This is a genomic window from Actinomadura nitritigenes (assembly GCF_017573545.1).
Taxonomy (GTDB): Bacteria; Actinomycetota; Actinomycetes; order Streptosporangiales; family Streptosporangiaceae; genus Spirillospora; species Spirillospora nitritigenes.
In genome coordinates, this window is the sequence record NZ_JAGEOK010000020.1 from 57,193 (window position 1) to 75,597 (window position 18,405).

Here is an 18,405-nt window from a genome sequence, read left to right on the forward strand (position 1 = left end):
GTAACAACTGATCTCACCGCCCGGGTCGACCGGGCTTTCATCCGTGGGGAAGGCATTCCGTGAGTCCGACCCGCTCTGGGGAGCGGCGTACGCCTGTGCGCAGTCGCCGCGCATTGAAAAGCGCCGGCGCGCTAGGGCTGCTGGCGCTGTCCGCAACCGCGTGCAGCGGCCAGGCATCCCGTCTGGGCATGCCCGAGCCGATCGGCCCGCAGGCCGAGCGCATGCTGAAGCTCTGGCAGGGGTCCTGGATCGCGGCGTTCGCCGTCGGGGCCGTCGTCTGGGGCCTGATCATCTGGGCGGTGCTGTTCCACCGCAAGCGCTCCGACGACCTGCCTCCGCAGGTCCGCTACAACATGCCGATCGAGATCCTCTACACGGCGGTCCCGTTCGTCATCATCGCGGTCCTGTTCTACTTCACGGCACGCGACGAGAACTACGTCGAGAAGACCACCAAGAACCCTCCCGTGGTCGTCGACGTCACCGCGTTCCAGTGGAGCTGGCAGTTCGACTACAAGCAGAAGGACAACGCCGGCACGGAGCAGACCGTCGCCTCGGTCGTGGGCCAGCCGGTCAACCCGAACTCCACCTCCGGTGCCAAGCCCGTGATGATCATCCCGGCCGGTGAGCACGTGCGGGTGCGACTGCACTCCAACGACGTCATCCACTCGTTCTGGGTCCCGGCGCTCCTCTACAAGAAGGACGTCATGCCCGGCTACGACAACGAGTTCGAGTTCGAGGCGACCAAGCTGGGCACCTATGAGGGCCGCTGCGCCGAGCTCTGCGGCGTCGACCACAGCCGGATGCTGTTCCAGCTGAAGGTGGTCACGCCGGCCCAGTACCAGAAGTTCATCGCCGATTCGAAGGCCGCCCTGGCCGCGGGGGGTGCCAAGTGACCACGATCAGTCACGCACCGAGCGCGCCGGTCACCACGGTGCGGACGAGCAAGGGGCGCATCGTCGCCAACTGGCTGTCGTCCACCGACCACAAGGTGATCGGCTACCTCTACCTGATCACCTCTTTCGTGATGTTCCTGTTCGGCGGCATCCTGGCGCTGGTCATCCGCGCCGAGCTGTTCAAGCCGGGCCTGCAGGTGGTCAGCAACGAGCAGTACAACCAGATGTTCACCATGCACGGCACGATCATGCTGCTGATGTTCGCGACGCCGCTGTTCGCGGGCTTCACGAACGTGATCATGCCGCTGCAGATCGGCGCGCCGGACGTGGCGTTCCCCCGGTTGAACATGCTGGCGTACTGGCTGTTCCTGTTCGGCAGCCTGATCGTCATCGCGGGCTTCCTGACCCCGGGCGGCGCGGCCAGCTTCGGCTGGTTCGCCTACGCCCCGCTCTCCGACGCGGTCCGCTCGCCGGGCGTCGGCGGCGACATGTGGGTGATGGGCCTGGCCATGTCGGGCTTCGGCACCATCATGGGCGCGGTCAACTTCATCACGACGATCCTGTGCATGCGCGCGCCGGGCATGACCATGTTCCGGATGCCGATCTTCACCTGGAACGTCCTGCTGACCTCGATCCTGGTCCTGCTGGCGTTCCCGGTCCTCGCCGCCGCGCTGCTGGCCCTGGAGGCCGACCGCAAGCTCGGCGCGCACGTGTTCGACGCCTCGCACGGCGGTGCGCTGCTGTGGCAGCACCTGTTCTGGTTCTTCGGGCATCCGGAGGTCTACATCATCGCGTTGCCCTTCTTCGGCATCGTGACGGAGATCCTGCCGGTGTTCTCCCGCAAGCCCGTCTTCGGCTACATCGGCCTGGTCTTCGCGACCATCAGCATCGCGGGCCTGTCGGTCACCGTGTGGGCGCACCACATGTTCGTCACCGGCCAGGTGCTGCTGCCGTTCTTCTCCTTCATGACGTTTCTCATCGCCGTGCCCACGGGGGTGAAGTTCTTCAACTGGGTCGGGACGATCTGGCGAGGGCAGTTGACGTTCGAGTCGCCGATGCTGTGGTCGCTGGGCTTCCTGGTGACGTTCCTGTTCGGCGGCCTGACCGGCGTCATCCTCGCGTCCCCGCCGATGGACTTCCAGCTGTCGGACTCCTACTTCGTGGTCGCGCACTTCCACTACGTCGTGTTCGGCACCGTGGTCTTCGCGATGTTCGCGGGCTTCTACTTCTGGTGGCCGAAGTGGACCGGCAAGATGCTGAACGACCGGCTCGGCAAGGTGCACTTCTGGCTGCTGTTCATCGGCTTCCACGGCACCTTCCTCATCCAGCACTGGCTGGGCGCCGAGGGCATGCCGCGCCGGTACGCCGACTACCCGAAGGAGTTCGAGGGCCTGAACCAGGTGTCGTCGATCTTCGCCTTCATCCTGGGCGCGTCGATGCTGCCGTTCTTCTACAACGTGTACATCACGTGGAAGAAGGGCAAGCGCGTCGAGGTGGACGACCCGTGGGGCTACGGCTCGTCGCTGGAGTGGGCCACCTCGTGCCCGCCGCCGCGGCACAACTTCAACTCGATCCCGAAGATCCGTTCCGAGCGGCCGGCGTTCGACCTGCACCACCCGCACGTGGGCGCGCAGGGCGAGCTCGCCGGGGCGAAGGAGTAGCCGATGCGCGTCCAGGCGTTCATGTTCTACGGTTGCGCGGTCTTCTTCCTCGCCACCGACGTCGTGTACTGGCTCTGGTCGGGTGACTGGACCGGCACCACGGCGCTCGCGCTCGCGATCGGCCTCGCCGGGCTGATCGGGTTCTACATCCACTTCACCGTCCGGCGCCTCGAGCGGGCGAACGCGGGCCCGCTCTACGAGGACGACCCGCAGGGCGACATCGCCGACGCGGCGGGCGAGCTGGGCTTCTTCAGCCCGCACAGCTGGTGGCCGCTGTTCCTCGGCCTGTCGGCCGCGGCCGTCGCCCTCGGCGTCGTGTTCGGCTGGTGGCTGGTGATCCTCGGTGCGTGCGCCGCGATCCTGACCTCGATCGGACTGGTGTTCGAGTACTACCGGGGTCATTTCGCCCACTGACCGGTAAAAGAACCCCAAGAGGGGCGGTATCCGCAATTTCGCGGGTACCGCCCCTTTCACATACTGGACGTCGTCCCAGCAAATAGGGCTGGCCAGGCGAATCGCTCGTCCAGGTGGGAAACGACCGGGGGGTCCACGTGCGGGTGGGTGACTCAGGACCGAGGTACCGGGGAAGGCGTGCCGCCGCCGTCCTTGCGGGCGCGGGCATGGTGGCGGGCGTCGCGGCGTGCTCCGGACAGCAGGCGGTGACCGGACGGGACGCGGTCTCGCTCGCCGTGTCGCCGGGCGGCGGTGCGGCGCTGCCGCCCGACAGCCCGATCGACGTGCGGGCGAAGACCGGCAGGATCGCGAACGTCACGGTGACGACGGCGAAGGGCGCGCCCGTCGAGGGCGACCTGAACGCCGACCGGACGCAGTGGCGGTCGCGCTGGTCCCTCGCGCCGGGCCAGTCCTACACGGTGGACGCCACGGCCGTCGGCAAGGACGGCAGGACGCGCACGGTCCGCAGCGGCTTCACCGTCGCGACCGTGCAGAAGAAGTTCGGGGTCACCGTCGACGCGCCGTTCGACAAGGAGACCGTCGGCGTCGGCATCCCGATCATCATGCGCTTCGACAGCCCGGTGAAGGACAGGGCCGCGGTCGAGCGGGCGCTGGAGGTGCGCTCCGACAAGCCCGTCGAGGGCGCCTGGCACTGGCTCGGGAACCAGGAGGTCGTGTTCCGGACCAAGGAGTACTGGCCCGCGCACACCAAGGCGTCGTTCGTCGCCCACCTCAGCGGCGTGAACAACGGCAAGGGCATGTACGGCGGCAAGGACTACGCCGTGAACTTCACCGTCGGCGACTCCCACGTCTCGACGGCCGGCGAGGACAACCACAAGATGGTCGTGAAGATCAACGGGAGGAAGGCCCGGACGATCCCGACCAGCATGGGACGCGGCGGCGAGGAGAAGTACACCACCACGAACGGCGTCCACCTGACGATGCAGAAGGACGACCCGGTCACGATGACGTCGGACTGGGAGGGGTGCGGCCAGGGCTGCGCCGGCTACTACAGCCTCACCGTGTACAAGGCGGTGAAGATCTCCGACAGCGGCGAGTACGTGCACAGCGCACCGTGGTCGGTCGGGGACCAGGGCCACGACAACGTCAGCCACGGCTGCATCAACGTCAGCCCCTCCGACGCCAAGTGGTTCTACAACCTCGCCCAGCGCGGCGACGTCGTCACCGTCACCGGCACCAGCCGCCCGCTGGCCCCGGACAACGGCTGGGGCTTCTGGCAGATGGGCTGGAGCGACTGGGTGAAGGGCAGCGCCCTCAAGCGGTCGGTCTCGACGGCCCCGCACGCGGACGCCGCGACCCTCTCCGCCCAGTCCGGCCAGGGCGCCGCCCAAAAGCCCCGCGCCAGCCATAACTGAGTCTGCCCAGGGGGGCGACCCCCTGGAACCCCCGTCACGGTGTTAGCCCAGGGGGCGACCCCCTGGAACCCCGTCACGACGGGCAAGGCGTTTCGCGCTCCGCTAGGGCTCCGCGCGAAACGCCTTGCCCGTCGTCGGGCAGGCCCGCTGCGCTCGCTGCACTCGCTCCGCGTGCCTGCCCGTGGCGGTGGCTGGGGTTCAGACCGCCGTGGCTGGGGTTCGGTGCGGGGGGCTGGCGCTCGCTCCGTGAGCCTCCAGGGTGAGTCGGAGCGATGCGGCGATCGCCGCGTCACCCGTGGGACGAAGGCGCCCTGGCGCCTGACGCCGAGGGTGGCGGAACGGGAACGTGGTGCATCTTGGACCAGTTGCGGGCCATGGCGATGCGGTCGGGGCCGGACGGGTGGGTCATCCAGAGCAGGTACTCGACCCGGTTCGGGTCCGGGTCGTCGATGTTGCGGACGGACAGCTCGTGCTGCATCGCGACGAACGTGGACGGGTCGCGGGTGAGGTCGAGGGCGTGCGCGTCGGCGCGGGCCTCGATGCGGCGGCTGACGAGGTTCTGCACCGGGGCGGCGACCTGCGTCCCGGCGGCGACCAGCGCGAGGACCAGCGCGATGGAGCGGGGGTCGGCGGGGCCGGTGCTCCGGGCGTCGCGGGCGGCGGGGACGTCCGGGTCGACGCCGGCGCGGCGCAGCAGCCGCGGCGACGTCGTCAGCAGGTAGAGCAGGCACAGGGCGCCCGCGACGCCGAGCGCGCCGACGAGGGTGCCCCACAGCACGTCGTCGCGCTTGGCGTGGCCCAGCTCGTGCCCGACGATCGACTCGATCTGCGGGCGCGGCGACTTCAGCAGCGTGTCGTACAGGACGATGCGGCGCGTCGAGCCGAACCCGGACACGTAGGCGTTCAGCGAGGTCGTCCGGCGGGACGCGTCGGCGACGAGGACGTCCTTGACCGGCACCCCGTCGCGCTTCGCCATGGCGAGCAGGTCGGTGCGCAGCCGCCCGGCGGGCAGCGAGTGGAACTTGTTGAAGACCGGCTCGACCGCGACGGGATAGATGAACGACACCGCGACGACGAGCACGAACCCGCCCGCGGCGGCGCCCGTCCACCAGTAGCGCGGGAAGCGGCGGACGACCGCGTACAGCAGGAGCAGCGCGATCGTGTAGATGACCCAGGTGACGCCGAGGGACTTGAGCTGGTCGACGGCCCACGCGGGCCAGCTCTGGGTGGACAGCCCGTAGCGGCGCAGGACCGATTCGCCCCAGGCGTCGAACGGCAGGCCGGCGACGCGCAGCAGCGTGGTGAGGGCGACGGCCGCGGCGGCGACGCGCAGGGGGCGGCGGCGGACGCGCGCGGTCGTCCAGCCGATGAACCGGGAGCCGAGGGGCGTGAAGCCGAGGACCAGGACCACGGCGAGGCCGACGAGGAGCCCGGAGTAGGCCGGCGGGTTGATGGCGCCGTCGAACGCCTTCGCGCGGGCGATCTCGCGCGGGGTGAAGTCGAGGGAGGCGTCGGCCCGCACATGCCCGCCGGGGACGTGGCCGGGCAGCGGGTTCCACGGGGTGGTGAGGCCGAGGACGGCGGCGACGCCGGCGAACAGCAGGACGGCCGCGACGGCGGCGGCGCGGCGCGGGCCCCGCGTCCGGCGGGCCCCGCCGCCGGCCCCGGCGGCGTCCGCGCGGCCAGCCGGGCCGTCCGGGCGTCCGGGCGGCTCGGTGACCGACGGCTCGCCGCCGTCTCCCTCGCTCATGTGAGCTCCTTCTTCAGGTAGTCGTGCCACAGCGCGACGAAGCGGTCCCGGGCGAGGCCGAGCACGGAGCGCAGCGCGGCGGCCTCGGAGTCCCGCCCGGCGGCCCGGTACAGCCGGACGAGCGTCGCCTCACCGTACCGGTCGGCGACCATCCGGCAGGCGAGCCAGGACTCCTGGTAGGCCTGGGAGAGGTGGTCGGAGGAGCCGGCGAAGTCGGCGGCGGAGGGCAGCGCGGACGGCGCGGGCCCCGACCGCAGCTCGCGGCGCAGCTCGCTGGCGGCCGACCGGACGCTCACCTTGGCGTGCTTGTAGCCGACGTAGTCCGCGAACCCCTCGATGAGCCACAGCGGGGTGGTGCGGTCGGTGGCGCCGCCGGTCGCGACGTGGGTCAGCTCGTGGGTGAGCACGACGGTGCGGCCGAGCTCGTTGAGCCGGCCGAACGTGCCGGGGGAGACGATGACGCGGTCCTCGCCGCGGCCGCCGCCGGCGGACGGAGCCACGGTGGCGAGCGCGGCGATCTGGCCGAGGCTCTCGTCCGGCCCGGCGAGGGAGGCGGCGAGCCGCTCGTCGGCGGGGACCAGCGCGACGGCCCGCTGCGCCCAGCCCTTCCCGACGACGCCGGTGACGACCGGGACGGCCGCGTCGAGGCGCTCGGCGATGCCCGCCAGCCCGCCGCCGTCGCCGACGACGAGGCTGGCGCGGCCCCTGACGACGTTCAGCGGCCCGGCGTCCCAGATCTCGGCGTCGTCGTGGTACCCGAGGGCCGAGCCGTCGCCGACGACCGTCCAGGCGCCGGAGCGGGGCGCGAACGTGAGGTGGCGGGCGCGGGCGACGTCGCCGCGGTCGAAGCCGCGCAGCCGGTACCGGGTCTCCACGCGGACGACGGCGGCGCCGCCCTCCGCGTTCGCCGACTCGGTGCCCGCGAACCGCTCCGTCCAGCCGTCCAGGGGCAGCTTGCGGAGGTTGTCGTAGAGCCGGGCCTGGGCGTCCTGGAACGCGGCGGGCGCCGAGGAGACCGTGGCGAGGAACGCGGTCCGGTCGCCGGCCGCGACGGCGCGGGACCGGTTCGCCAGGACGGCGCGCGCCGTGTCCGGATCGAACGGCGCGGAGGGCCGGGCGGTGCGGGCCGCGGCCCGCGAACCGCCGGACCGCGCGCCGAGGACGCCGGCGCCGCCGGCGGCCAGCAGCGCGGCGCCGCCGGCGCCCAGCGCGAGCGCCCGGCGCCGCGTGACGGTGGCGGACCGCGCCCACGCGTCCCACGGAAGGGCGGGACCGCCCCGCCGGGATCCGGGGGCGTCGTGCCCCTCGTCCTCGGCGGGGCCGTCCTGCGGTGGGCCGTCCTCCATGCGCGCGATCCTATTGAGCCTTCCGTGGAAGCCGTGCCATCGGCGCCGTGTCGCCGTCCTGCGTCACGAGGCGTAGTCGGGGTAGCCGTAGCCGACCACGCTGTCGGTCGAACGCTCCTTGACCTGGACGGAGTTCCCGGTGTTGCCCTCGACGGTCTGGATCGTCCCGTCGCCGTCGTCCTTGATGACCATCCCCACGTGCTGGATGTCGTCGGCGGACTTGCCGCCGCTCCAGGAGAAGAAGACGATCGCGCCGGGCTTGGGCGTGTCGCCCCAGCGGCCGTTGTCCTGGAACCACTGGGCGTGCGCGACGGTCCAGGCGTCGCTGCCGATCTGGTCGGTGAAGCCGAGCTTGTCGCCGACCCAGGAGATGAACATGTCGCACCACTCGGCGTCGCTGTACTCCTGCACGGACCCGCCGTCGCGGGCGACGGTCTCCTGGGCGCGCTCGGTGCCCTCGTACCAGTCGCCGAACTTGGTGTCGCCGCTGTCGTCGGGGGTCGTGCCGACCTGGGAGCGGGCGAGCTCGATGGCGGCCTCGGCGGTGGGACGGGACTTCTTGGAACGTTCCTTCGGGGCGGCGGCCTTCGGTGCGCTCGCCGTGCCGCGACGGGGCGCCGCCTTGGTGGGCGCCTGGGCCTGGGGCGTCCGGCTCTGGGACGCGTGCTTCTGCGGTGCGCGCGCGATGGCCAGGTCTGCGGCGGCGGCCGGCTTGGCGGGCTCCGGCCCGCCGAACGGCAGGACCGACGCCTGCGCGGTGGCCACGGCGGTGCCGAGGACGGCGGCGCCGATGAGCACGCCGCCGGTGGTGCGCCAGGCGACGGTGCGCCCGCTCCTGCGGTGCCGGCCGCCCGCGGACGCCGCGGGGGCCGTCTCGCCGCCGGCGCCCGGCGCCGCCTTGGGGGCGGGTGTCTCGGACAGGACCTGGGCGGTGATGACCCTGGTCGGCGGGGCGGTGTCGGCCGCGAAGCCGGCCTTGGCCGCGGGGCCCGCCTTCCTCGCGCGGGCCGCGTGGTGCCCGGGGGTCCTTCTGACGGGGGTGATGGGAGTCGTGTCGCTGGTGGGGCTTGCCTTGCGGTGCTTGCCTGCCACGGGGGGATCTCCTTGGCTTCCATGGCCGCCTACCGGGTTAGCTGACGGGTTCGGGCGTGGAAGCCGCCCTACGGCCTGCGGGCAGGCCGATTCACCCCGAGGGGACATGGGTGGGTCCCCGGCTCCGTCACCGGCCTCGCGGGCACGGGACGGACTCGGCGGTGGCGCGCCCGGGGGCGGGCACGCCGGTTCGGTATGGGGGGCCTCTCGGGAGGGGGCGCTTTTGTCGCGCCCGCGGAGAGGCGGAAAGAAAGGGGGCGGGCGCGGCCGTGCGCTCGGCGGACGACCGCGCCCGGAGAGATTGGTGCCGTTCGGCTAGGAGGCCCGTTCGGGCCCGTCATCCGGCCGCGGCGGGGCGTTCTGCTGAGGGTAGGTGGACAGTGTTCACTCCTTCTTCCAGACGCCTACCGGGTTAGCTGTCGGGTTCGGGCGTGGAAGTGGCCCTACGGCGACTCTTGCCGGTCATGCCGGAAAAGCTCACCGATTCACCCCGGTACCGGAATATCCGTCCGGAAATGCTCCGGACTCCGGCGAAGGTGGGTCCCCGGTTCCGCGCCGCACGGCGCGGATTCGGCGCTGCCGCTGCGATCCTGTGGGCGTCATGGGGCCCGTGCGCGGGACCCTTTGTCCCGCGTGCGAAAGAGCGGCGCTGATGTTGTGATGGCGGCGGCCCCTTGTCCGGGGGACCGCCCGGGGCCGGAGCCCTGTGTGGACCAGCGTGGCGCGCTCTCAGCGCCATGCACGCTGTCGGCGTGCGCACGGTGGGCCGGGCCGGCCGGGTCTCGGAGGAGACCGGTGCGGCACGCTCTCCCGGTGCCGCGGGGCGACGCGTGGATCGTGCCGCCCTGGGGGACGGCGCGTGGGGCGCGCCGCCCGGTCCGCGGCCACCGTGATGGTGCGCCGCGTGGGGCCGCGGCGTCTGGAGGGCGCCGCGTGACCAGTGCGTCTGGAGGGCGCCTGGGTGGTGACAAGGTACCAAAGCCCCAACAGAAGGCAAACCCCCCCAAAATCAACAACGGACCAGGTCAGCCCTGGTCCGTTGCCGTTGGAGGGAGTGAACGGGCCCGTGCGGGGCCCGTTTCACATGATCGTCAGGGGCGTCCCGCGCCGTACCAGTTCGACGTGTAGTAGCCCGACAGAGAGCTGATCTTCACGACGTCGCCGGTGTGCGGGGCGTGGATGAACTTCCCGCCGCCGACGTACATGCCGACGTGCGAGAGCCCGCTGAAGAACACCAGGTCACCGGGCTGCAGGTCGCTCTGGGAGACGTGCTTGACGGCCGCCCACTGGGAGTTGGTGGTCCGGGTGATGTTGACGCCCGCGGCCTCCCAGGCCCGCATCGTCAGCCCGGAGCAGTCGTAGGAGCCCGGACCGGTCGCGCCGTAGGAGTACGGCTTGCCGAGCTGGGCGTAGGCGAAGTCGAGCGCCTTCTTCGCCGACCCGCTGGCCGGGCCGTTGTAGGTGCCGCCGACGCCGCCGCCCGAACCGCCGCCGGAGGTGCTTCCGCCGGTCTGCTGGACCAGCTTCTTCGCCTCCCGGACCTTCTTGTCGAGGTCCTTCTTGGCCTTGGCGAGCTCGTCGTGCTTGGTCTTGACGTCGTTGTAGGCGCTCTGCGCCTGGGCCTGCTCGCGGCGCAGCCGCTGCGCCGTCGCCAGGAACTGGGTGAGCTGGGAGCTGCGCTGCTCGGAAAGCTGGGTGAAGACCGCCGCCTGGTCCAGGACGGACTGCGGGTCGCCGCTGCCGACGAAGCCGGTGACGTCCGTGGAGTCGCCGTTCTTGTAGGCGTCCGCGGCCATCTGGGCGATCGCCGAGCGCTGCTTGTCGAAGGAGGCCTGCTCCTCCGCCGACGCCTTCTTGGCGGCGGCCAGCTTCTTCTGGGCGATCTTCAGCTTCTCGGTGTTCTGGTTGTACTGCTCGACCTTCTTGTCCATCTCCTCGTTGAGCTGGTCGAGCTTCTTCTGCGCCTGCGCGTGCGTGGGCTTCGGCTTGGCGTGCGCCACCACGGTCGGGAACGCGAAAGACGCGGTCGCCGCCAAGCACGCGGTGACCGCCAGGCGGCGGGTGACCCCTATCCCCGTCGAGCCGGCTCTCCGGTTGCGCGAGCGCGCTGGTTCCCCGATGAGATCGTTGGTCACGGTCCGATTCGCCCCTCTCGTCCACTACGTCAGCGGACGACATTAGCGAGGGGCCACAACCGTCACAACTAATTCGTCACTATCTGATTGACTTCAACCCTATTTGCGCACATTCCGTGTCGGCAAGATCACAGAGCGCACGATCAAGGCGGCAAATTGGGGAGAATCTCACTAAATGTCGGTATCCTGCTGGGCTCACGACCGGCCCAGCCTCCGCAGCAGCAGGGTGGACGGGCAGGGCCGCGCGTTCGCGCGCCGCGCCGCGTCCGCCACCTCCCGGTCGGAGGAGACCACCACCACCGCCCGGCCGTCCGGCTCCGCCCGCACCAGCTCGCCGATCAGCTCGTCGGCCGTCTGCCCCGGCCGGCTGAACAGCACCCGCACCCCGCGCGGCGCGGAGATCGCCACCGGCGCGTCCAGCTCCGCGCCGTCGAACACGCACGTCACCTCGGCGCGCGTCTGCGCCGCGAGCCCGCCGAGCCCCGACAGCAGCCGGGTCCGCTGGTCCGACAGAGGCAGCTCCCCGTAGCCCGTCTTCGTCACGTTGTAGCCGTCCACCACCAGATGCACCTGCGGCAGCGTCAGCAGCCGGTCCAGCAGCTGGGGGTCGCTGTCCGACAGCGCGCGCCCCGGCAGCGCCCGGTGCGCCAGCCGGTCCGGCTCCAGCGCGCCCACCGCGTCCGCCGGCCGCGCGATCGTCGACGGCAGGGCCAGCTCCCGCCGCACCCCCTGCGCCGCGTCCACCAGCGCGTCCAGCAGCAACCGCAGCCGCATGTCGTCGATGTTGCGGCCCTCCCGGGCCGCCCGCTTGGCCGCCTCCGCCGCGGCCTCCGCCTGAGCCGCCCGCGACCGCAGCCGGCGCAGCTCCTTGTCGGCCGCCGCGGACATCTCCCGCGCCGCCGCCATCTCCCGGTCCGTCTCCGCCGCGAGCGTCTCGGCCCGCTCCTGCGCCGCCCGGTACCGCGTCCGCGCGTCGTGCAGCTTGCGGCGCAGCTCGGAGACCTCCGCCTTGGTGTCGCGCAGCTCCGCGCGCAGCTTGTCGACCTCGGACGCGCGCGCCGCCCGGGCCGAGGCCAGCTCCTCCTTCAGCGCCGCGACGCGCCGCTCGGCGGCCTCCTCCTCCGACGCCGTCGCCGACCGCTCCAGCTCCGCGCGCGCCGCCTCGACCAGCTCCGTCCAGCCGTCCGGGCGCAGCAGGTAGGCCACCACCGCGACCCGCACCGGGTCCGCCGCCGGCGGCACGCGGCCGCCCTCGACCGCCTCGACCAGCTCCGGCTGCGCCTCTCGCAGCGGCTCCGCCACCCGGCCCCGGAAGTCCGGATCCTTCTCCAGCACCGCGGCGATGTGCTGCCCGGCCAGCTTGGCCCGCTTGCGCCGCTCGAACCGCGCGAACCGGCGCAGCGGCACCGGCACCTCGTCGGCCGGCAGCGCGCCGATCAGCTCCGCGGCGGCCTCCACCACGCTCAGCCGGACGGCCTCCGGCAGCGGCCCTGCCAGTCGCCGTCCGGGCTCCGGGCCGCCGGGGCTCGCTTCGGGGCCGCTGTCGATGATCCCGCTCCTTCCGGGCTGCGCCGCCGGTGGGCTGTCTCTTCCCGAGCACCACGCACCCTAACCAGCACGAACGTGGCATCGGACGGAACGCGCCGGGCTCCCCCTGGTCGTCCCTCGCGGCCCCCGCCCGGCGGGACGTGCCGGCGCGCCCCCAACCCTAGCGGCCCGGCCTTCTGTCGGTGGCGTCCTCTACGGTCGCGGGCATGACGGCTGCGCACGAGGTCCGGGGGCAGTTCCGGGCTGTCCAAGGCACCCTGGACGACCTCGGCACCCCCCTGGCGGAGGTCACCTTCGTCGTGGTCGACCTGGAGACCACGGGCGGCTCGGCGGCCGACTCGGCCATCACCGAGATCGGCGCGGTCAAGGTGCGTGGCGGCGTGGAGCTCGGCGAGCTCGGCACGCTCGTCGACCCCGGCGGCCCGATCCCGCCGTTCATCACCGCGCTGACCGGTATCACCACGGCGATGGTCACCGCCGCCCCCCGGATGGACGCGGTGCTCCCCGCGTTCCTGGAGTTCGCCCGCGGCTGCGTGCTCGTCGCGCACAACGCCCCGTTCGACATCGGCTTCCTCAAGGCCGCCTGCGCCGCCCAGGGGTACGCCTGGCCCGCCTTCCCCGTCGTCGACACCGTCGACCTCGCGCGCCGCGTCCTCGGCAAGGACGAGGTGCCCAACTGCAAGCTCGGCACCCTCGCCCGGTTCTTCCGCACCCGCACCGAGCCGACGCACCGCGCCCTCGCCGACGCCCGCGCCACCGTCGAGGTCCTGCACGGCCTCATCGAGCGGCTCGGCTCCTTCGGCGTCACCTCCCTGGAGGAACTGCGCGGCTTCGCCAAGGCGCCCACCCCCGAGCAGCGCCGCAAGCGCCACCTCGCCGACGACGTGCCGAGCACGCCCGGCGTCTACCTGTTCGAGGACGCCGCCGGAGAGATCCTCTACGTCGGCAAGAGCGGCGACCTGCGGTCCCGCGTGCGCAGCTACTTCACCGGCTCGGAGACCCGCTGGCGCGTCCGCGAGATGGTCGGCCTCGCCGAGCGCGTCCGCACCATCGTCTGCGCCACCGGCCTGGAGGCCGAGGTCCGCGAGCTGCGGCTCATCGCCGAGCACAAGCCCCGCTACAACCGGCGCTCCAAGTTCCCCGAGCGCGCCATCTGGCTGAAGCTGACCGCCGAGCCGTTCCCGCGGCTGTCGATCGTCCGGGAGTGCCGCGACGACGGCGCCCGCTACCTCGGCCCCATCTCGTCCCGGCGGCAGGCCGAGGAGGCCCGCGCCGCGCTGCACGAGGCCGTCCCGCTGCGCCAGTGCACCCAGCGGCTCACCGTCCGGCTCATCGAGCGCGGCCGCGCCCGCACCTGCGCGCTCGCCGACCTCGGCCGCTGCGGCGCGCCCTGCGACGGACGCGAGTCGCCCGACGCCTACGCCGTGCACGCCGAGACCGCCCGCGCGATCATGGAGGGGGACGTGCGGCCCGTCGTGGCCGCCGCGCAGGTCCGCATCGACCGGCTCGCGTCCGAGCTGCGCTACGAGGAGGCCGGCGCGCAGCGCGACCGGCTCGCCGCGTTCGTCCGCGCCGCCGCCCGCGGCCAGCGGCTCACCGCGCTCGCCCGGCTCCCCGAACTGGTCGCCGCCCGGCCGGGCTTCGACGGCGGCTGGGAGCTGTCCGTCGTCCGGTACGGGCGGCTCGCCGCGGCGGGGACCGTCCCGCCCCGCGCCCACCCCCGCCCCTACGTCGACGCCCTCATCGCCACCGCCGAGACCGTCTTCCCGCCCGCCGGCGGCGCCCCCGGCGGCGTGGCGCTCGGCGCGCCGCCGTCGTCCGGCGCCACCGCCGAGGAGATGGAGTGCGTGCTGCGCTGGCTCGACCTGCCGGGCGTCCGGCTCGTCGAGCTGGACGGCGCCTGGACGTGCCCGGCGCACGGCGCCGAGGGCCTGCGGACGTGGATCGACAACGCCTACGCGAGCCACGACCCCGAAGCCCGCCAGGGAAGGCGCTGACGGGCCGGGCCGCCCACTAAGGTGACGGTGGACACCCCGCGCCCGGAGAGGACGACCCCGCATGGCCCTGCCTCTCTACGACAGCCAGCCCGCCCGGCGCGTCCCGTGGGTGACGTACCTGCTGATCGCGGTGAACGTCGTGGTGTTCCTCATGACCCCGATGTCCAACTTCGCCACCTGGTACGGCAAGGGCGCCGTCCGCGAGTGCAAGGCCGCCGAGTTCACCTACGAGTACGGCGCCGTGCCCAAGGAGTTGACCACCGGCGACCAGCAGCCGCTGCCGGCCGACGTCACCGGCCAGTGCGGGCCCGCCGACTACCACAAGGCCCCGTGGACGTCGGCGTTCACCTCGATGTTCCTGCACTCCGGCGCGATGCACCTGCTCGGCAACCTGGTCTTCCTGTTCGTCGTCGGCATGGGCGTCGAGGACCGCCTCGGACGATGGCGCTTCCTGCTCAGCTACCTCGCGTTCGGGCTCGTCGCCGTCTACGGCTTCGCCTGGACCTCGCCCGACTCCACGGTCCCGCTCATCGGCGCGTCCGGCGCGATCGCCGGGGTGATGGGCGCCTACGTGATCCTCAACCCGCGCGGCCGGGTCGTCAGCTACGTGCCGCCGATCATCGTCCTGCGGCTGCCCGTCTGGGTGCTGCTCGGGTACTGGTTCATCCTGCAGTGGCTGTCGCTGGGCGACAAGGAGAGCAGCGTCGCGTACACGGCGCACATCTACGGCTTCTCCGCCGGCGTGCTGTTCGCGCTGCTGGCCCGCCGCGCGGGCCGCACCCGCCGCATCGCGGCCCTCAGCCGGACCTGATTGACATCCTCGCCCTCAGAGGGCGATTCCCGCCTGCCGTGGCACGGCTTCGGATGGGTTCCTGCTTCGCCGCGCTGCGCCGGGGGGCCCGGTCTTACCTGCGCTCCACAGGCTGTCACGGCCAGTCCGGCCGCCTTCGCGATGTTGACCGCCGCGTTGCCGTCTCTGTCGAGGACGGAGCCGCACATCCCACACGTCCATGCGCGGATATGCAGGGGCTTGGGGCCGTCCTTGACGCCGCACACAGCGCACATCTGGCTGGTGGGCTCGAACCGGTCGATCCGGTGGAACGTCCTGCCGTATCGGGCGGCCTTGTATTCCAGCATGCCCACGAATGCCGACCATCCCGCATCGTGAACCGACTTGCCCAGGCTTGTGCGAGCAAGCCCCTTGACCGCCAGGTCTTCCACCGCGATGGCTTGGTTCTCGCGGATCAGCTTGGTGGAGAGCTGGTGGTGAAACTCACGCCTTGCGTCCGCCACGCGGGCATGTGCCCGGGCGACGCGACGCCTGGCCTTGTCTCTGTTCTTGCTGCCTCTGGACTTGCGGGACAGGGAGCGCTGGTCCTTCTTGAGCCGCTTCTCGGCCCGGCGAAGGAAGCGCGGGTTGTCGATCTTGGTCCCGTCGGAGAGGACGGCGAAATGGCCTAGGCCGAGGTCAACGCCGATCTCGGACGTGCTGGCGGGCAGCGTCTCCTCGGGGCCGGTCTCCACGACGAAGGATGCGAAGTACCTGTTGGCTGAGTCCTTGATGATCGTCACCGTGGAGGGCGGGGACGGCAACCTGCGCGACCACTTCACGGGAATGTCGCCGACCTTGGGAAGTCGGAGTTTTTCACATGAGGTGATTCTCCATCCAGCGTTCGCGGTGAATCGGATCGCCTGCCGGGTGTCCCGCTTGGACTTGAAGCGAGGCGGCCCGGTCTTCGAGTGCTTGCCCTTCAGGCCATCGAAGAAGTTCCGGTATGCGGCATCCAGATCCCATAGGGACTGCTGCAAGATTACGGAGGAGACTTCGGTGAGCCATGCTCGCTCTGGCGTCTTCTTGGCCGTGGTGAGCTGCCTGGACAGTTCGCCCGAGGTGATGAACGGCAGCCCGGCCGCGCGGGCGGCCTCACGGGCACGTAGGGCGTCGTTGAAGACCACTCGCGCACACCCGAACGCGCGGGCCAGGGCAGCGCGCTGAGGCCCGCTCGGGTACAGGCGGAACCTATACCTGAGCTGCACGGTGACCATTGTACAGATTTGGTCACGCGCCACACGTGAATTCGAATCCCGGCACACGTATTGGTTGCTATGTCGCCTACTTTCTTTAAGTCCATTTCCGTTTCGTTGCGACGTATCGGCAGGACTCGCTGTCCGAGGCCATGCAGGCGCGCTGCGAAGAGATCGTGCGGGGGGCTTGCGCGGACTTCGAGGCCGAACCGAAGCGCTACGGCGAGGATGCTCGCGTGCGCCCAGTCACATGTGCACTGCTACCTGCGGGGCGGCTGTCACTGGCATCACCGCTGGTCCGATCGGGATCCTGGGCAAGATCGAAGGTAGACTCCGGGGGCGTCCGAACCCAGGGGAGGGGCCCAGTGGTCACAGCGATCGTGTTCGTCAAGGCCGACGTCGCGCGCATCCACGAGGTGGCCGAGACGATCGCCGCGCTGGACGGGGTCAGCGAGGTCTACTCGGTCACCGGCGAGCACGATCTGATGGCGATGGTCCGCGTCCGCCGCCACGACGAGCTCAACGACGTGATCCCCGGCCGGGTCAACAAGGTCCCCGGCGTCCTCGGAACCGAGACCCACATCGCGTTCCGCACCTATTCCAAGCACGACCTCGACGCCGCCTTCGCCCTGGGCCTGCCCGACGCCGACTAACCGGGCGCCCGGGCGGCCTACGCGGCGGTGATCAGGCTCAGGGAGAGGTCGCCGCAGGGGTGGGCGGTGTGGCCGGGGCGGCCGCGGTAGACGGCGCCGGGAGGCCACGTGGCGGTGTTGGACGCCATCACGCGGCCCGGGGCGTTGACCACGAAGGCGGGCGCGGGGATCTCGCGCAGCACCGGGACGACCTCGTGCTCGAACGTGCGGGCGAACACGTCCGCCGCGGCGACGCCGGCGAACTCCCCGTCCACGCGGACCGGAGCCGACAGCGTGAGGACGTACTCGTCGCTGCACAGGTAGTCGACGTAGGGGCCGCAGACGGTCTTCTCGGCGCCGCCCTCCGGTCCGGTGAACCAGTCCCAGGCGGTGTAGTCGTACAGGGCGCTGCTCTCGGGGTTCAGGTCGCGCAGCAGCTGGGACGGGCCGGTGGGGCCGGCCTGCCACCACTCCAGGTACCAGGCGGCGTCGGCGAGCAGCCGGGGCGCGGCGATGAAGCCGAGGCCGCACACCAGGGGGCCGAGCCGGGGGAGCAGCAGGGGGCGCAGGGCGGCGAGGTCGGCGCGGGCCGGGACGCGGCCGGCGTCGCGCACCTCCCGCAGCAGCCGCGCCGAGGCGTCGCGGATCTCGGCGACCGTGCCGAAGACGGCGTCGAGGGTCGCGTGCACGCGGTCCGCCGCCGCACCGGCGGACGGTGGCTCGGGGGGCATGGGGGTCCACCTCGGGTCAGAGGGTGAGCCGTCGGTCAATCAGACGTTCTATCGCATTCGCGACGTGACTTTCAGCGACATCGCGGGCCCGGTCCTCGTCGCCGCGCTCGACGGCGTCGACGATCCGGGCGTGCTGCGCGCGGACGGCGCGGCGGGCGCCCGGCTCGTCGTGGACGGCCCAGATGAGGGGCCCGATGTCGGCCTGCAGCCGGATCTCCTCGCGGGTGAGCCGGACGGACTGGGACGCGGCGGCGATCTCCAGGTGCAGCCGGCCGTCCAGCCGGCACATCCGGGGCGCGGCGTCCGGGCGGGTCATCTCGGCGAGGGAGCGGCGCAGCCGGTCGACGTCGCCGGGCAGGGAGCGGCGGGCGGCCAGCCGGGCGGCGGCGCCGGCGATGGCGGCGTAGTGGTCGCCGAGGTCGCGCAGCTCCTCGGCGGACAGCGGGCGGAGCCGCTCGTCGAGGTCGAAGGGCCGGGCGGGGGCGCGCACGAAGCTGCCGCCGCCGCGGCCGCGCCGGGTCTCGATGAGCCCCTGCTGACGCAAGGCCATCAGTGCTTCGCGTAGAGTTACCGTCGATATCCCGAGATGTCCGGCGAGTTCGGTCTCGCTGGGCAGCTGCTCCCCGTCGTCGAGGAGGCCGAGCGCGATGGCGTCGCCGATCCGCCGCACCACGGCGTCGACCCGGGCGGTGTTGTCGACCGGGGCGAACACGACGAGGCGTGCGCCCTCCGCACCGTCCATGGGCCCCCTCTCCCCGTTGACTCA

The 18,405-nt window shown here is 71.9% G+C and carries 15 protein-coding genes and 2 riboswitches; of the genes, 7 read left to right on the top strand and 8 right to left on the bottom strand.

From position 1 onward, the window contains the following. Positions 1–95 precede the first annotated feature (95 nt). The 4 genes from ctaC to J4557_RS29000 all read left to right on the top strand — a co-directional run bounded on the left by ctaC (position 96) and on the right by J4557_RS29000 (position 4,383). Positions 96–893: an aa3-type cytochrome oxidase subunit II gene (ctaC, locus tag J4557_RS28985; RefSeq protein WP_208269921.1), complete on the top strand. Its 798-nt coding sequence runs from the start codon at positions 96–98 to the stop codon at positions 891–893. Then, a complete protein-coding gene (ctaD, locus tag J4557_RS28990) occupies positions 890–2,554 on the top strand; it encodes an aa3-type cytochrome oxidase subunit I (protein ID WP_208269922.1) in 1,665 nt (554 codons plus the stop codon). The genes ctaC and ctaD overlap by 4 nt, the downstream gene beginning before the upstream one ends. Positions 2,555–2,557: 3 nt before the next feature. After that, positions 2,558–2,968 carry a cytochrome c oxidase subunit 4 gene (locus tag J4557_RS28995; RefSeq protein ID WP_208269923.1) on the top strand — a complete coding sequence of 137 codons (411 nt, stop codon included), beginning with the start codon at positions 2,558–2,560 and terminating at the stop codon, positions 2,966–2,968. Positions 2,969–3,174: 206 nt separating this feature from the next. Continuing rightward, entirely contained in the window at positions 3,175–4,383 is a 1,209-nt protein-coding gene (locus tag J4557_RS29000; RefSeq protein WP_208269924.1) for a L,D-transpeptidase, read from the top strand. A gap of 289 nt (positions 4,384–4,672) precedes the next feature. Here the strand turns inward: J4557_RS29000 and J4557_RS29005 are convergent, their stop codons facing one another. The 5 genes from J4557_RS29005 to J4557_RS29025 all read right to left on the bottom strand — a co-directional run bounded on the left by J4557_RS29005 (position 4,673) and on the right by J4557_RS29025 (position 12,164). Next, positions 4,673–6,133 carry a M48 family metallopeptidase gene (locus J4557_RS29005; protein WP_208269925.1) on the bottom strand — a complete coding sequence of 487 codons (1,461 nt, stop codon included), beginning with the start codon at positions 6,131–6,133 and terminating at the stop codon, positions 4,673–4,675. After that, positions 6,130–7,479 carry a hypothetical protein gene (locus J4557_RS29010; RefSeq protein ID WP_208269926.1) on the bottom strand — a complete coding sequence of 450 codons (1,350 nt, stop codon included), beginning with the start codon at positions 7,477–7,479 and terminating at the stop codon, positions 6,130–6,132. Before J4557_RS29010 ends, J4557_RS29005 begins: the two co-directional genes overlap by 4 nt. Before the next feature lie 63 nt (positions 7,480–7,542). Further along, positions 7,543–8,571, bottom strand: a complete 1,029-nt coding sequence (locus tag J4557_RS51755; protein WP_307800268.1) for a CHAP domain-containing protein — start codon at positions 8,569–8,571, stop codon at positions 7,543–7,545. Between the two features lie 29 nt (positions 8,572–8,600). Continuing rightward, positions 8,601–8,710: riboswitch (cyclic di-AMP (ydaO/yuaA leader) on the bottom strand. A 247-nt stretch (positions 8,711–8,957) separates the two neighbouring features. Then, positions 8,958–9,157: riboswitch (cyclic di-AMP (ydaO/yuaA leader) on the bottom strand. Between the two features lie 505 nt (positions 9,158–9,662). Then, the gene (locus J4557_RS29020) at positions 9,663–10,706 is read right to left on the bottom strand and encodes a C40 family peptidase (protein WP_307800269.1); all 1,044 of its coding nucleotides are present in this window, start codon (positions 10,704–10,706) and stop codon (positions 9,663–9,665) included. 195 nt (positions 10,707–10,901) lie between these two features. Next, positions 10,902–12,164 (bottom strand): NYN domain-containing protein, encoded by a 1,263-nt coding sequence (locus J4557_RS29025; RefSeq protein ID WP_307800270.1) that lies wholly within the window; start codon positions 12,162–12,164, stop codon positions 10,902–10,904. A 296-nt stretch (positions 12,165–12,460) separates the two neighbouring features. Here J4557_RS29025 and J4557_RS29030 point away from each other — a divergent pair, with 296 nt between their 5' ends. Both J4557_RS29030 and J4557_RS29035 read left to right on the top strand, forming a co-directional pair. Further along, positions 12,461–14,251, top strand: coding sequence for a DEDD exonuclease domain-containing protein (locus J4557_RS29030; RefSeq protein ID WP_208269928.1), 1,791 nt, complete (start codon positions 12,461–12,463; stop codon positions 14,249–14,251). Positions 14,252–14,312: 61 nt separating this feature from the next. Then, entirely contained in the window at positions 14,313–15,062 is a 750-nt protein-coding gene (locus J4557_RS29035; RefSeq protein ID WP_208269929.1) for a rhomboid family intramembrane serine protease, read from the top strand. On the opposite strand, the gene J4557_RS29040 is transcribed toward J4557_RS29035, so the two are convergent. After that, complete coding sequence (locus J4557_RS29040; protein WP_307800271.1) at positions 14,975–16,297, bottom strand: RNA-guided endonuclease InsQ/TnpB family protein; 1,323 nt, start codon at positions 16,295–16,297, stop codon at positions 14,975–14,977. The two genes, J4557_RS29035 and J4557_RS29040, sit on opposite strands and share 88 nt — an antisense overlap. Positions 16,298–16,641: 344 nt before the next feature. Here J4557_RS29040 and J4557_RS29045 point away from each other — a divergent pair, with 344 nt between their 5' ends. Next, positions 16,642–16,929 carry an Lrp/AsnC family transcriptional regulator gene (locus tag J4557_RS29045; protein WP_151593712.1) on the top strand — a complete coding sequence of 96 codons (288 nt, stop codon included), beginning with the start codon at positions 16,642–16,644 and terminating at the stop codon, positions 16,927–16,929. A gap of 17 nt (positions 16,930–16,946) precedes the next feature. Here the strand turns inward: J4557_RS29045 and J4557_RS29050 are convergent, their stop codons facing one another. After that, positions 16,947–17,639, bottom strand: coding sequence for a cache domain-containing protein (locus tag J4557_RS29050; protein WP_208269930.1), 693 nt, complete (start codon positions 17,637–17,639; stop codon positions 16,947–16,949). Positions 17,640–17,655: 16 nt separating this feature from the next. After that, a complete protein-coding gene (locus J4557_RS29055; protein WP_208269931.1) occupies positions 17,656–18,381 on the bottom strand; it encodes a FadR/GntR family transcriptional regulator in 726 nt (241 codons plus the stop codon). Between the last annotated feature and the right edge of the window lie 24 nt (positions 18,382–18,405).

Bases quoted from the DNA above. Each gene is read 5' to 3' on its own strand.
- J4557_RS28995 (WP_208269923.1), top strand. From the start codon at position 2,558: ATGCGCGTCCAGGCGTTCATGTTCTACGGTTGCGCGGTCTTCTTCCTC.
- J4557_RS29000 (WP_208269924.1), top strand. From the start codon at position 3,175: ATGGTGGCGGGCGTCGCGGCGTGCTCCGGACAGCAGGCGGTGACCGGA.
- J4557_RS29005 (WP_208269925.1), bottom strand. From the start codon at position 6,133: ATGAGCGAGGGAGACGGCGGCGAGCCGTCGGTCACCGAGCCGCCCGGA.
- J4557_RS29010 (WP_208269926.1), bottom strand. From the start codon at position 7,479: ATGGAGGACGGCCCACCGCAGGACGGCCCCGCCGAGGACGAGGGGCAC.
- J4557_RS29030 (WP_208269928.1), top strand. From the start codon at position 12,461: ATGACGGCTGCGCACGAGGTCCGGGGGCAGTTCCGGGCTGTCCAAGGC.
- J4557_RS29035 (WP_208269929.1), top strand. From the start codon at position 14,313: ATGGCCCTGCCTCTCTACGACAGCCAGCCCGCCCGGCGCGTCCCGTGG.
- J4557_RS29040 (WP_307800271.1), bottom strand. From the start codon at position 16,297: ATGGTCACCGTGCAGCTCAGGTATAGGTTCCGCCTGTACCCGAGCGGG.
- J4557_RS29050 (WP_208269930.1), bottom strand. From the start codon at position 17,639: ATGCCCCCCGAGCCACCGTCCGCCGGTGCGGCGGCGGACCGCGTGCAC.
- J4557_RS29055 (WP_208269931.1), bottom strand. From the start codon at position 18,381: ATGGACGGTGCGGAGGGCGCACGCCTCGTCGTGTTCGCCCCGGTCGAC.